The following is a 14510-nucleotide window of genomic DNA, read 5'->3' as shown; positions in this document are numbered from 1 at the left end:
CGCGGAGCCTATCATGACCAATTACACAGAGTACCGATTGGCGTTCCTGCTGCCGCAGACCCTCCAACTGCTCGCCATCAAAGGCAGGCGCGAAGCTGAATTGCCTAGGATTGGTATTCCAAAATGGTCGCGCGCCGCGGAACAATTGACCGGTTTGATTTGTAAAAAGTGGAATATAAGAACAACAGTTCTCGATCTGATCGAGAGTGATTCCGGAGCGAGTCCATGCGCCATCCTTGAAGTGAGGACTCCGAAATGGCGCTCCGAACAGGCAGGCTTCAGCGCCGTTGCTCTCAACCATATCTCTCTTAGCGACAACGAACTTCAATGTCTGATGGGCATTCTTCTCGACAACGATACGACCTGTTCTCCCTTCTCGCGTCCTGGGTGGATAGTAGAAGCCCAGCGATGGATTCAGGAAAGCGATCGCAACCGGGTCGTTGAGTTCAGTGAGGAGATCAATCAGCTCTCTACCGGGGGACATTTCGTTCTGGTTCGTTTTGGCACACGAAAGGGTCCGGCCTATTGGCTGAAAGCTACAGGCCTTCCCAATGCTCATGAGTTCACCGTAACAAGAACTCTCGCCCAGCACTTTCCTCAGTTTCTTCCTCCCCTCGTCGCTGCACGAGAAGATTGGAATGCCTGGGTAATGGAAGAGGTCGGCCGGACGCTTTGCGAGGACTTTAGTTCGTCAAATCTCGCGCGAGCGACTCGCTCCTTGGCTTCACTCCAGAACAGAAGCATAAGCTTGGTTGACAATCTGATCTTCAACGGGTGTTGCGATCAAAGACTTCCAAGAATTGAATCGCAAATAGATCCATGGATGGATTATCTCGAAGAGGTGATGGAATACCAGGTATCCACTAAAGTGCCGCGCCTCGGACGAAGCGAATTATCGGAAATCGGCGGAGTCCTCCATGCAGCCTGCGATCAGATGCAGGAACTGGAGATCCCTGACTCCCTCACACACAACGACATCAATCCCGGCAATATTCTCCTGGACGATACGCGGTGCGTATTCATTGATTGGGCGGAAGCAAGTGTTGGTAATCCATTCCTGACCTTTCAACTCCTGATGCAACATGTTGTGCGGCAAGGCGAGGGTGTGCGCGGATGGGAAGCGCAGGCGAGGTCCATCTATAAAGAACTTTGGCTCAATCTACTCCCTGAACCCGTAGTTGATCGCGCATTCATCCTTGCTCCTGTTCTTGCAATCGCCAGCTGCCTCTATGGGAGAGGAGACTGGTTGAACTCGCCTCGTCGTGCCGATTTCGACTTTCAAAGCTATACACGGAGCCTGGCTCGGCACTTGCATCGCGCTACTCGATCGCCCGAGTTGTTGGAGGCGCTATGCATTTAAGCAATCAGATTCCCGAACCTTTCCTGGAAGTACTGCACGGGGTGAGTGTCGCTGACCCCTACCGATGGCTGGAAGATCGAGAGTCTTCAGCAACCCAGTATTGGATCGAAGAACAGCAGAAGCACCATGATGAATACTTCGCCGCAGTGGACGGCATAGACAGGTTACGAACTCGCGTGCGCGAACTCTTGGACATCGAATGCACGGACCAGCCTGCGAGAGTCGGCGGCCTCTGCTTCTATCGACGCAGGCTCAAAGGCCAGGAGCAAGCATGCCTCTACGTCCGGGAAGCTGTGACGAGCAAAGATCGGATTCTCGTCGATCCATCCGAGCAAGGGCCATATGTGTCTGTGGCAATTTACCATATTTCGGAAAACGGCCGCTTTCTTGCATACACACTGAAACATGGTGGCGAGAGGACCGAGGAAATCCACATTGTAGACGTCGAGAGTGGTCATACCTTGGACGACCATCTCGGAGGTGGTTACGCCCGAGGCATAGCCTTCGCATCCGATAACGCCGGATTCTACTACTCCCACGAGACTGCAACGCCTTATCCGGACAACCATTTGCATCAGGTTCGTTACCACTGCTTCGGAGAACCAGTCGACCAGGATCAGGTCTTGTTGTCGATACCAAGGACATCGCGTGGCGGGCTTGTTCTAGTCTCTGACGGCATCAATCTCGGGGCTGTTGTCCTTCATGAAGGCGATTCTGAGTTGATGGTCGATCTCTATCTTGCCTCTCGCAAGGATGACCACGATTGGCAAGCAGTCTTTGTTAATCGTGCGCTGCCCTGTATTCCTTTGTTGAACGGCGGATTGCTCTTCGTCGTATCCTTCACCGGCGCGCCAAAGGGACGAATTCTCCAGTTGGCCAGGGACGGGAGCGAAGGAACAACCATAGTCCCTGAGGGGCATGCACCTATCGCGGACATCCGCTTCGTCGGGGACAATATCTTCGTCTCGTACGACATCGACGGCGCAACTATTATTCAGCGTTGGACCGGAGCTGGAGATTTCCTCGGAGCACTACCCGAGCCGCCGGCAGGATCGTTTGGTATGCTGCCGGCGTACAGCACCCGTTGCGACACTCCCTTCTTCAGATACGAATCGTTCTCAAAGCCGCCAACGATCCTCGAATTCAGCGAGATAGACCGCCAGTACACCACCTGGGCAGAATCTTGGGGAATATCCGGTAAAGACGACAATCAGGTTCAACGGGTTGCCTATCCATCGAAAGATGGAACTCCGATACCAATGTGGCTTGTTTCCCGCTGCACAACGAAACACGGAGAGTGCCGACCGTCGATTCTCACTAGCTACGGCGGATTCGGGATTTCCATGACGCCGCGGTTCTCCATCCTCGTCGAGATCATGCTCGAATTGGGATGTGTCTTTGCCCTGCCTAACATTCGCGGTGGTTCAGAATTCGGAAAGAACTGGCATGAGGCAGCCCGCGGCCGCAGTCGACAGGTCGCCTACGATGATTTTCTCGCGGCGGCGGACTGGATATGCAGCAATGGCATCACAGAGCCAGAGCGTCTTGCGATCTTCGGAGGCTCTAACTCGGGGTTGCTCGTTGCCGCCGCTATGACGCAAAGACCAGAACTCTTTCAGGCTGTTTTATGCATCGCACCAATTCTCGATATGCTCCGCTACGAGCAGTTTGGCAATGCCAAGAAGTGGCGAGAGGAATATGGCACAGTTGACGACGTGGATGACTTTCACGCTTTGTATGCCTATTCGCCATACCATCGAGTCCGCGAAAACGTGAACTATCCAGCGACATTGTTTGTCACCGGTGACAAGGATATGCAGTGTGATCCCGCGCATGTCCGCAAGATGGCAGCCCGACTTCAGAACCGTAAGGACCAGCGGCATTCCATCCTGGTCGACTATAGCTCAGAGCGTGGCCATACCCCCAGCTTGCCACTTTCTGTACGCATCGAAGCGCTCACGCACAGGCTCGCATTTTTGTGCAGCGAACTTGGGCTAGCCATCCCCGAGGAGGGTATCCAATGACACTTCCACTTGTGCTTCGAGGCTACACGCAGCTTGCCAAGATCGACTTCATGATGCGATTTGGATCGCTTCAACAGATACACGCCCGTGTCAGAGGTGAGGCCGTCGCTTCTCGGACAGGTAGAAGGACGCCTGATGTGGAGGCAATCTGCCATGCGATCGATCTTGCTTGCTCTCTCTATGTGAAACCTGTCTTGTGTCTGCAGCGATCCGCAGCCACTACCATCCTCCTTCGGCGTTTCGGATGGAGTGCGGAAATGGTCATCGGAGCTCAGGTGCTTCCGTTCAAGTCGCACGCATGGGTTGAAGTTGACGGAAGGGTCGTAAACGACAAGCCCTACATCCCGGAAATCTACCGCGTCCTCGAACGCTGCTAGGCAGAAACTATGAGCATTATTTTCGGAATACGCAAATCTATCGGCCAAGATGTGGACAGAGGTGAACTTATGACCTTTGCTTCGGCAACACATCGCTACGCCTCCGCCGGAACATTCGTGCTCACCAGTCACATGGTTGGCATGGGCTTCCAATCCTCTTTGACACATCAGCGATCACAACTGGAGTCGCAGCCTGCGACGGATCGTGTGGGCAACCTTCTCGTGTTCGATGGGCGCCTGGACAACCATGTGGAGCTGAAAAGCAAGCTTGGCATTATTGATCCTCTGACCTCAGACACCGCCATTGTGCTCGCGGCTTTTGAGTATTGGGGCACACAGTGCTTTTCAAGCTTCATTGGCGATTGGGCGCTGGCGCTTTGGTCCACAAACGATCAGGTCATGTACCTGGCACGTGACCACGCGGGCGCACGCACGCTTTACTTCAGCAATCATGACGGTACTCTATGCTGGGCTACCTACCTTGAAACGTTCTTCGCACATGGGGCTCGATATTCTCTCAACGAAGAATATGCAGCAGCCTACCTCTGTGCGCAGCCTATTCAGGCTCTCACTCCCTATGCAGGCATTGAGGCGGTACCACCAGCTCACTATATTGCGATCCAGGGCAACCGTGTTACAAAGACGGCGTATTGGAGTCCGGTGGCAAGAAGACAGATCCTCTACAAATCAGATGCTGAATATGAAGAACACTTTCTTGCACTCTTCCGAAAGTCGGTTGAACGCCGCAGCGGGCCCGGCGCTCCGATTCTCGCCGAACTCAGTGGCGGCATGGATTCAACTTCCATCGTCTGCATGTCGGACGATATCCGGAGATCAAACGGCATTGGCGTAGATAAACTCCTCGACACGCTCTCCTATTATGATTCCGAAGAGCCAAACTGGAATGAGGAGTCATACTTCGTAATCACCGAAGCGAAACGAGGCAAGCACGGAATACACATTGAAACTCCCACCGCTGTTCAAGCGTTCGAGTCTGCCGATGCTTCCCTTTGCGGTTCAAACGCGCCCTTGTGGCCCGGCATGGACCGCACCTTCCTCGAACAAGAGCGCGCAATCTTATCCGCAATTGGAGATCGCGGCTACAAATCGATCATCTCTGGAATTGGCGGGGATGAACTCTTAGGGGGGCTGCCTCTGCCATTTCCTGAACTGGCCGATTGCCTAGTGTCGGGCCGGATACCGCATCTGCTGAGTCAAGCGATGAGATGGAGCTTATCACGCAGAGCCTCACTGATTCAGCTACTGTTTGAAACTCTGAAGTTCACCGGGAATCTCTATCGGGCGCCTCGGCTCAGGCTCGACGATCTTCCTCCATGGATTGAGCCCCGCATAGCCCAAAAGTGTCTCGGATTACAGCCGAAACGCGGGACGAATGAACGCTACCTTGGCAGCATGCCAAGCAGGCTTTCATTCGCTCAGGCGTGGAGGTCGATTTCCGAAACGCTACCCCATACTCGTCCGGGGTGTCTCGCCAGATTTGAGTTTCGCTATCCCTATCTCGACCGCGACCTGGTCGACTTTCTCGCTCGCGTTCCCAGAGAGCAGGTGGTCCGACCTGGGCGCAGACGCTCCCTAATGCGCAGAGCGCTCAAGAACATTGTTCCGGTTGAGGTCCTGGAACGTCGGCGGAAAGGTTCCATCATCCGCGGTCCACTGATAGCTCTTCAAAATCAAAAAACGGCGATTGAAGAGCTATTCCGCTCGTCTTGCCTCGCAGATTTGGGATTCATAGAACCAACACGCCTGAAACCGGCCATCGAAGTCACACTTACCGGCCGGGAGCCCAAGTGGGGATTCAGCATCATGCGTGCAATTGCATTCGAGCTTTGGCTTCGGGGAGATTTGCCGATTCTCATGAAGAGGCTCCGGTCGGTGGACTTCTGAATTGAAGACTCGACAACTAACCTCCGAAGCAAACAAGATCCGTGTCTACTGGACCGTTCGCTAGCCCTGTTGGCACGGAAATTCGCACCGAAAAGAGGAATGACCATGCGTTACATGAAACCACAAGTACTGACCACGCTTTCCGCCACCACTTCAATTCAGCAAGTGGACAATTTCGGCGCCAAGCCCATCGGCCTGAGTCGCGATCAGAGCCACAACCTATGCACACCGAGTGCCTACGACGCCGACGAGTAGGCGTGTTTGACTCGGAATAACCGTGAGGGCCGATCATGCGATAAGCTGCATCATCGGCCCTTACCTCCTGGAAATGCCAGATCGAGATGGATATGAGAAGGGCGTTGCGTATTCTTTGATGTGTTCGCCGAATGCCGCCGGAAGGGAACTAGTTACCGTCAGCTTGTTTGTCGCGAAGTTTCCACCATCGAGCGTATTGAGATTTATCCTCAGGGGTCGGCCTTTCGTACCCCTGAAGCCAGAACCGATACCAGTCAATGTTCCGTTGCAGCGTTGCAAGCCTCGCTTGCGGATGATCCGGTGCATGCTCCTCGTTCGGATAGTAGAAAAGCTCAACCGGTCGCCCAAGCAAATTCAGACCTGCGAACACTTCAAATGCCGCAGCCAAATCGGTTGGGACGGTATTTGGATTGTCGAACGCCTCTCCGTGCCCCATCTCTTCCATCAGTAGCGGCGTATGAATCTTGTCCAGATTGAAGGATACCGAATAGTCGAGCCAGTTCTTTGCGGATGCTCCATAGGGAGGCCCCCCGTACAGATTGTTATATTCATCGATTGTTTCCGTGTCGTGGTGAAGCCAGTATTCTCCCATGCTGTATTGAACATTGTCGGCAACCGTCGCCGCACGAAAGTTAATTGTAGAGTGAGCCAAGGCGAACTCGGTGTACCAACCGGTTCGGCTGAACCCGATGATCCCTATCCGTTTTTTGTCGACGAGACCGAGTTCCTCCAGAGCTTTGACGCCACTGTCCCACAAATCCATATGGAATGCGGCTTCAGCGATACTTCCCGATCCGCCCGTTCCCGGATAACCTTTTGGATAGAATTCCTCCTCCTTTTGATTGGATCCTTCTGTCGCAATCACTCCCAGATACATGATTCCTGCGTTAGCAATCGGTTGAGGTGCGAAAGACGGGAAGTGGCCAAAGCCGCAGGTGAAACCACGAGCGAATGGCTTTGTTTGGATCACGAGAGGGTATCGCCTTCCCTCTACGTAGTCTGGCGGGAGAAGAAGAAGTCCGGTAGCATCGTATCCGGTTGATGTGGCCCAGTGAATCTCTTTCGTTGGAGCAAGCGTCAGATCTCGAAACTGTGGGTTCAAGGAGACAAGTCTGGGCGACTCCTGGGATTCAGGTTGGTATGAGAAGAGCTCTGGAGGAGTTTCCGAATCGCTGAAGGCTCCCACAATATCTTTGCCATCCGTGGCAAACTTAAGGTCTCCCTTGAACGGCAACTGGATTACAGATACCTCACGCCAGGTTTCACCTTGCCGGGCGATTCTCTCGACGCTATTCAACGTTGTGCTGCGCAAGTAGACTTCACCGGAGCTTGCCCAATAGAGAGCACCCTCCCATGCAAAAGCAAGATGCGAAGCGACTACCTCAACGCGCCCAGTCCCCGGATCAACGACGAAGAGACGAGACCGCGATCCGTGTCCGAGAGTATGGTTAACTTGGTCGTCTTTCTCCATTTGCGTGCCGATTGGAGCCATTGCGGCCACAAGAAAAGATTTGCTATCGGAGGACCACATCGGTGCACTGACGATCCACGGAGTGATCAAAGGAACCGAAGTCTTTCCGCTACGCATGTCATAAAGAACGAGCGGCCCGACGGCATGGAGCAGACCGCTGCTGTCCCGGAGCTTTATAAAGGCGCTCGCGCGCCATTCTGCAGACATCTCCTCTGAAAAGTCGAGATAGCCGATCAGCAATGCTCTCCCATCCGGCGACAGACTCAGGTTCAACCCGGAATTTGCTGCATGATTGAAGTCCGACAGTCTGTGCCCGTTCAGGGGCGAAGTTATCGAGACCTGTTGTGGCGCAGACCAGTGGCCGCCTCGCAGCCGGACGACAAACACCCTTCTGCGTGGCCAGGCGTCTTCGGTAACCTGCGGGAAGGAGATGCGATACCCTTGCGCGATGTCTCGCTGCGAATGGTGTGAGCTGGTGTCCTCTTCCGACACTTTTGTGGCGTAGGCTATGGTTCGAACTCGCGCATCCACGGAGTACTCCACAATGTCCGTGGCGGCCTTGACCAATCTGGTATGACGGCCAGTGCTCGTATCCACAATATGGATGGCTCGACCGGTTGGTTCTCCGAGAAGTACGACCATGTGGCGGGAATCTCCAGTCCAGCGAGCCTGCGATATATCACCGACTAAGACGCGCTTTCCGGCTCCACCAGGCCCGCCATGCAATTCGAGGATATTGAGCTCAGTGTCATTTGTATTGGTCTCGAGATTGGGAGACTTGACAAGGTACGCAACTCGATTACCATCAGGGCTGATCTTGATCGTGTTCTGCCATCCGGTTTCGTCAAACGCGATGTCGCGAACTCCGACACAGTCCCCGGCAGTAATCGGTCGCTTGGGTTCTGCACTCATTGCCCCTGAATTGACAAGAGTCGAGATTGAGATAGCCAAGTAAATAATCGCCTTGCCAGAGATCACCCTGGCCCCGTACCGTCTGCTGATGCAAATGGCCGGTCCAAGCGACAGAGTCATCTTTCCAAATGTTTGATGAGATTGGCTTGGCATCAGAAAATCACCTTCAATGCGAACTGCATGGAACGGGGGCCCCCCTGTTGGTATTGGGAAGCTACCGTGCCAAGACTCTGATTGAGCATCTCGGTTGCGGTACCGAAGGTTGCATCTGTCAGGTACCGGTCGATGTAGCCGAAGTTCGGATGATTAAAGATGTTGAAGGCTTCGGCGCGGAATTGGAGTTTCGCATGATCCAAGATTCCGAAGTCACGCCTCGCAGCCAAATTGATCTGCTTGGCTCCAAATCCTCGAACCAGGTTTCTTGGTGCGTTTCCGGCTTCAGTTCCGGCGGGCGTAACAAATGCCGGCTCGGATGCAAGAGGACCACCATTGATCGCACGGCCACCCGGATATTGGGGGCCGTATAGATATAGAGGCCGGCCTGGTATGCGGTTCACGCCTGAGTAATACTGATTTCCCGTAGACGAGTCTGTCAGGAAGTTGCCATTCAGGGTCACAGGAAAGCCGGTGCGAAAAATCGCTCGGCCATCAAGGCCCCAATGACCGAGTACTGCTTGAACACCTTTTGACCATCTTCCAGAAGGCAGATCCCAACTTGCCCCGCCGGAGAAGTTGCTCCTGACGTCGAAGTCGGAATTGCCGCGGATCAAAGGCAACGCACTGTAAGTGGAACCGTAGTCGATCGAATGCGACCAGGTGTAGGAAGCCAATGCCTGAAGGCCGTGCTCCATTCTCCGTTGAAACTGGACTTGCAATCCCTGATAGTTGGATGTGACCCCGCTTTGAAGGTACACCACCCCGCCTAAGTTTGGATTGAGAGCGGTCAAGGACAGAGATTGTTCTCCAGGGAGTCTCCTTCCATTGGCAGCCACGTAGGAAAGTGTCAGTGCCTGCTCGGAACCAAGAGCCTGCTCCATACTCACGTTCCACTGGAGGGTATAGGGTGCCTGAAGGTGCCTTGGAAAATCGTAAATTGTGCTCGCGGTATACGGCGCTGTTGTCGATGGCTCAAAGTTCAACTGTGCACTGGTGAAGGGCAACGCAGAGCCGAAGAAGAATTGGTAGGCAGAGAAACCGATCCCTTCTTCATATGCGCTTGAAGCCTCTTCATTGTTGGTATCGAAGAAGACTCCGCCGCCCCCACGAATGACGGTCCCTGATCGAGGGCTGTCTCTTACCCTCCACGCGATTCCAAGTCTTGGCGCAAAATTGTACCAGCTTGTTTGCCACAGCGAGGTTCCGCGGGGGGCCAGCGCCAAGGTGCTGGGATCGGACAGGCTCCCGACCAGGGTGTATGCATTGTTTCCGTGAGCATCTGTGGGTGGCGGATTCAGATCCCACCGCAGACCGGACGACAATGTGAGTTTCGGAGATACTCGCCATTCATCCTGAAGGAAGATGGCCGTCTCATGGAATACCGGTGTTGCACTCAAATTCTTTTCGATGACCGAGATGTCCGCCGCATTGCCAAGCACTGACTGAGAACTTGCAAATTCCGATTCGGCAAGCGGGCTGGCTGGCACGGCAGTCGTCGATATGGTTCGAAAGTCAATTCCTGCCTTCAGGCTGTGGTGTCCAGACGACAGGGTCACGTTGTCTACCAAGTTCCACTGGTGTCCGTTATTGTTAGCCGCCAGTGTTTGGAGTGCAGATAGGCCAATGCTCGAGAAGTAAAGCTGAAAGGCTACTTGCGGACTGGCATAAGCGCCCAGCCCGATAGCCTCCGGTAGTTTGACGGGAATCGCTCCACCAAAGTTATCCAGGCTGCCCTGCGAAGAGGCGAGAGTATGTGCATAGCCAAGGCGGAACTCGTTGGCTCCTCCACGCCCAATTTGGCTCGTCAGACCCAGCGTGTACGTTTGGGTATTCACTTGACTTCGTATCAGTTCAGACAATGTCCTTGACGAAGTTGAGCTTGGTGTAACCCCGTAACGAAAGAAAAGAGTATGGCGCGATCCAAGCATATGATCGATACGGACGCTGGTGGAGTCGATCTGGCTTGGGAGCGAAAAGGACTGAATGAACGTGGCCAAGCTTGGATTGGACTGGGTTCCATAGTCGATGTCCGTTGGACCAGAGGTCTGCTTTGGGTACGCATCCAAGATCGCCTGAAGAGCAACTGGAGCTTGGAGCCTCATGTAAGTATCGGGAACGTACTGGACTGTTGCGGCCTGGGGTTGCATCAGGCGCAAGCCTTCATACGAGACAAAGAAGAAGGTGCGGTGCAATCCATTGTAGACAGTGGGTATGATGACGGGACCTCCCACGGTTCCGCCAAAGTCGTTCTGGCGCAAGGCAGCTATCGGAGTTCCATGGTTGTCATTGAACCAATCATTGGCATCGAAGTAATTGTTACGCAGGTAGTTGAAGGCGCTTCCGTGGAAGGCTTCGGTTCCAGAGCGGGTCACCAAAGAGAATTGCCCACCGGGAGACCGTCCGTATTCCGCGGAGTAGGTCGAACTTTGAACACGCAACTCCTGCAGCCCATCGACGGCGATAAGACTCTGCGTTGTTCCGAGCGCAGTCGCCCCTGGAGCCGATCCGCTCGTGGCGGGATTCGCGGCTGTTCCATATCCATTACCTGAAGCGATGTTCGCCGATACGCCGTCGACAGTGTAGTAGTTGGACTCCGTCCGCTGGCCGTTGACGCTAAAGTCCCCGAAACCGCTCCCCACACCAGCTTGCGGGCTTTGCGTCACCGTCCCCGGTGTCATCGAAATTAAGTCCTGAAAGCTTCGCCCGTTAAGAGGGATGTTCTGAACAAACTTACTGTCAATGACGGTGCTTACTGAGGCACCGGTAGTATTCAACAACGATGAGCCGGACTCTACAGTCACAGTCTCGGAGGCGGCTCCAATCGGCAATGTAAAGTTCAATGCCAGAGCGCTTTGAACGTTCAAAATAATGCCGGGCTTGATGATTGTTTTGAATCCGTCTTTCGAGACCTGTACGCGATACTGGCCGGGAGGAAGGATCGAGACTGTATAAATACCGGTGCCGTTTGTTTGGCCGGCATAGTGCACGTCGGTTGCTTCATTCAGCATTTCGATCTTCGCGTCAGGAATGACTTTCCCTGCAGAATCGACGACAACGCCGCTGAGGGTTGCGTTGGTCGATTGAGCATCGAGCAGCATGGAGACACTGAGAGTCAGCAACAGCAGCAGAAGGGTATGAAAGAGTTTCAAGTGGGACTCCTCAAACGGGCGCAAAGGATGGTTGTTCACCTCACTTACGGAAGAGGCGGATCAATTGTGACGGCGATTGTTACCGACTGCCCAGACGCGCGCGGAGCAAGTGCGGCATATCGGATGTGCAGAATGGAGAGGGCTGCTGGAATTGAGCCAAGCTTTACGGCTGCGCTTCGACAGCAAATCTACGACTCACCGCCTTGATGGCGGCGGGAGTCCGTGCAATCGCATGTACATGGAGTATTTTTGCTGGGCGGCGCTTTGAGCGATGGGCGCTATTCCGAGGCTTTCACGGCGCGCCGCGTACGCGTCGATTCAGGAGATCTGGAGACACTGCGGCTACTGGTTCCCGCTGACGCTTTTCTCAAATCGCGTTCGCGCCTGCGAATATGTGCGTGAACGCGAGAGACAAGGGAAGGAAGTCCGGCGGTCTTCGTGATGAATTCGTCAGCGCCCGCTTCGAGGGAAGCTGATTCGTACGGTTCTCCGGTCATTGCCGTGTACATCAGGATGGGAACAGCAACATGCATGGCGCGAAGCTGGCGAACCAGCTTGACGCCATTTCCAGTCGTTGGATGGGCTCTGCGCTCCGATCGGAGGTTGAATTCAAGAAGGATCGCGTCGAATGGAGCTTTTCGAATCGAACGCAGGGCGCTCTCCAAGGTATGAGCTGTCGACACCTGGAATCCGAAGCCCTCAAGAGTCCGTTTGAACTCAGCACAGATGAGAGCTTCGTCGTCTGCAAGAAGGATTGATTTCATAGCGCACCGAATCCATGGATCGCAGTGAACTGCGTTGCTAGGGGTGGTTGGGGTCGAGACGGAGGTAAGTGAATAGCAGGGGCTTGGTGGTTGGCTTCGCGCTCCCGCCGTCCGGCTCGACCGTGATGAACACAGCATCGATCTTCGCAATCGTCTTTGCATCCTTAAACTTCAGCACCCAGCGCTTCTGGTTGGCATCGTCCTGATAGAGAAGGCCGAGGCTGACAGCGTTCTGCCTGTCGGCTCCGTGGCTTCCCCACGCCTGAAATGTGCTGGCCTTCCGGACACCCCGCTGCTGGTCGAGATCGTAGCCGTAGAAGATGAGTGATTTGTCTTTCGTGTAGAAGACACGCCCAAAGGGTTTCTGCGTGTCTCCGGATTTCGCGACGTCGTAGATCTCGGCGATGTAGAGATTGCGGGCGCCAATCAGATTCCGGATGTCGCGGTCGTGTTGCAGCAACTCCCGTTCTTCGCCAATCTCTCTGTCCTTGTCCGCGAGCGCTGCGGTGAGGTCCCTGACTTGCGTCTTGAGTTCGAGCGACTGCGGAGTCCCCTGGGGAGGCTGTTCGCTGGTCAGGCTGAGCTTTGCTTGCAGGCTCTGTTGATTGGCCTGCGCCAGGGCCAACTGCCGATCCAGATCCGCCCGAGCCTCGATACTGCGATCAAGATCTGCACTTCGCTTCGTCAGTTCGTCTTCCAGTTGGGCGAGTTGCGCTTTCAGCTTGGCCAGTTCCACTTCGCTCATCCGGGCCTGGTCTAGCGACGCCCTGGCTTGGCCATCGTCCGGGGTGATCTTCTTTGCCAATGAGGGAGCAGGGAAGGATGCCGGAGGATTCATGCGGGCCGGATTGCTTGCCGCCAACGAAGTCGCCGGCACATGGATCGCTACTGAACCACGTTCCCGCAGAACGCCGATTCGATAGCCAGCGAAACCGCAAGCCAACAGAATGGATGCTGCCAAGGCGTAGCGGAGCGCGGGCGTCCAACGCGAGATGGACCTTAATGAGGAGGAAGAGACAGAAGCTACGCGTACCGGCGCCGGTTCGTCGCGGAGCGATTCCATCAGCCGGGCTTCAGCCTCTTCGATCGACCATGAACCGGGTGCGCTCTCATCCTCATGTTCTGCGGCGGATTCCACCGCCAGCGCAGGCATTGTCGTCGAGATCACTTGCTCATATTGACGCTTGGCTTCTCGGCAGGCGTCGCAGTGGGCCAGGTGTTCGGTGAGCCGCGCCCATTCCTCCGCGGTCAATTCGCCTGTCGTCGAGAGCGCGCAGAGCGACTCGAACTCATGATGAGGATCGAGCGGCAGCGTCCAAGCTCCCTGTGCAGAGCCGTTTTGTGGTGTCTTACTCACTTTGACCGCAATTTTTCGGGCAGAACGTATTTCTTCATCCGCTCCAGCCCGCGATAGTAGTGACTTCTTACGTTGACGATGGAGCGCCCCGTGGCTTCAGCTATCTCCTTGAGAGCATACCCCTCAAAGAAGTAAAGCTGGATGGTCTCCCGCTGCTCCGGGGTGAGCCTGGCATCAAACCGCGCCATCAACTGCTTTCCAAGGATACCCTCCATCGACTGCGAGTGGAACGGGATTTCCTCCCTTTTGTCGGCCAGGCGCAGGGATGTGTCGTCCAGTTCCTGAGTGGTGTAGAAATGGCGCGTATTCAGGTAGCGACGCCGGTCGAAGGCCCGATGGTAGGCCACATGGATGATCCACGAAGCCGCTGCCGATTGGGCGCTATCGAAAAGCGCGGCTTTGCGGAAGATGAACAGAAAGACTTCCTGCACCAGATCGTCCGCCTCCGCCTCGTTCCTCAGAATTCGGTAGGCAACATTGTGCACGGCACGAGCATAGCGGCGGAAAAGCAGAGCGAGCGCGTCTTTGGCCCCATCCCGAACCTGCTCCAGGAGAGATTCGTCGGAGGATTCGGAGATGCAGATGGCGGCCGAATGCGGACGTTCCGATACCTCTCCGGCGAGCAGGGCTGGGGTTTCCAGCGGACGGCCAAGCGCCTCGTGCACTTCAGAAGTGCTTGCGAGCGCGTCCGGGAAATAGGCTGCTTCGGAGCTCATGCATCCTCGCGGTCTGGTATTGCGAAATGGAGAAGTGAGCGACCTAACGATAATCTCAAAATAG

General features: G+C 54.8%; 10 protein-coding genes. 5 read left to right on the top strand and 5 right to left on the bottom strand.

Going from position 1 to position 14510, the window contains the following annotated elements; all coding sequences use genetic code 11:
- Positions 1-13 precede the first annotated feature (13 nt).
- The 5 genes from ACOBR2_RS14920 to ACOBR2_RS14900 all read left to right on the top strand — a co-directional run bounded on the left by ACOBR2_RS14920 (position 14) and on the right by ACOBR2_RS14900 (position 5921).
- Positions 14-1360, top strand: a complete 1347-nt coding sequence (locus ACOBR2_RS14920) for a phosphotransferase family protein (RefSeq protein WP_420236912.1) — start codon at positions 14-16, stop codon at positions 1358-1360.
- A complete protein-coding gene (locus ACOBR2_RS14915; protein WP_420236911.1) occupies positions 1351-3384 on the top strand; it encodes a prolyl oligopeptidase family serine peptidase in 2034 nt (677 codons plus the stop codon). The genes ACOBR2_RS14920 and ACOBR2_RS14915 overlap by 10 nt, the downstream gene beginning before the upstream one ends.
- Positions 3381-3761 carry a lasso peptide biosynthesis B2 protein gene (locus tag ACOBR2_RS14910; RefSeq protein WP_420236910.1) on the top strand — a complete coding sequence of 127 codons (381 nt, stop codon included), beginning with the start codon at positions 3381-3383 and terminating at the stop codon, positions 3759-3761. The genes ACOBR2_RS14915 and ACOBR2_RS14910 overlap by 4 nt, the downstream gene beginning before the upstream one ends.
- Positions 3762-3770: 9 nt before the next feature.
- Complete coding sequence (locus ACOBR2_RS14905; RefSeq protein WP_420236909.1) at positions 3771-5666, top strand: asparagine synthetase B family protein; 1896 nt, start codon at positions 3771-3773, stop codon at positions 5664-5666.
- A gap of 105 nt (positions 5667-5771) precedes the next feature.
- On the top strand, positions 5772-5921 hold the full coding sequence (locus ACOBR2_RS14900; RefSeq protein WP_420236908.1) for a hypothetical protein: 150 nt from the start codon (positions 5772-5774) through the stop codon (positions 5919-5921).
- Positions 5922-6069: 148 nt separating this feature from the next.
- Here the strand turns inward: ACOBR2_RS14900 and ACOBR2_RS14895 are convergent, their stop codons facing one another.
- The 5 genes from ACOBR2_RS14895 to ACOBR2_RS14875 all read right to left on the bottom strand — a co-directional run bounded on the left by ACOBR2_RS14895 (position 6070) and on the right by ACOBR2_RS14875 (position 14446).
- The gene (locus tag ACOBR2_RS14895) at positions 6070-8304 is read right to left on the bottom strand and encodes a prolyl oligopeptidase family serine peptidase (protein WP_420236907.1); all 2235 of its coding nucleotides are present in this window, start codon (positions 8302-8304) and stop codon (positions 6070-6072) included.
- Between the two features lie 152 nt (positions 8305-8456).
- Positions 8457-11609, bottom strand: a complete 3153-nt coding sequence (locus ACOBR2_RS14890; RefSeq protein WP_420236906.1) for a carboxypeptidase regulatory-like domain-containing protein — start codon at positions 11607-11609, stop codon at positions 8457-8459.
- A gap of 278 nt (positions 11610-11887) precedes the next feature.
- Positions 11888-12373: a response regulator transcription factor gene (locus ACOBR2_RS14885; RefSeq protein ID WP_420236905.1), complete on the bottom strand. Its 486-nt coding sequence runs from the start codon at positions 12371-12373 to the stop codon at positions 11888-11890.
- A 37-nt stretch (positions 12374-12410) separates the two neighbouring features.
- Complete coding sequence (locus tag ACOBR2_RS14880) at positions 12411-13730, bottom strand: anti-sigma factor domain-containing protein (protein ID WP_420236904.1); 1320 nt, start codon at positions 13728-13730, stop codon at positions 12411-12413.
- Positions 13727-14446, bottom strand: a complete 720-nt coding sequence (locus ACOBR2_RS14875; RefSeq protein ID WP_420236903.1) for an RNA polymerase sigma factor — start codon at positions 14444-14446, stop codon at positions 13727-13729. The genes ACOBR2_RS14880 and ACOBR2_RS14875 overlap by 4 nt, the downstream gene beginning before the upstream one ends.
- Positions 14447-14510 lie beyond the last annotated feature (64 nt).

Source organism: Telmatobacter bradus (genome assembly GCF_048629425.1).
Taxonomy (GTDB): Bacteria; Acidobacteriota; Terriglobia; order Terriglobales; family Acidobacteriaceae; genus Telmatobacter; species Telmatobacter bradus.
The sequence above is the reverse complement of the archived record's forward strand: the minus strand, read 5'-3'. Positions and strand labels throughout refer to the sequence as shown.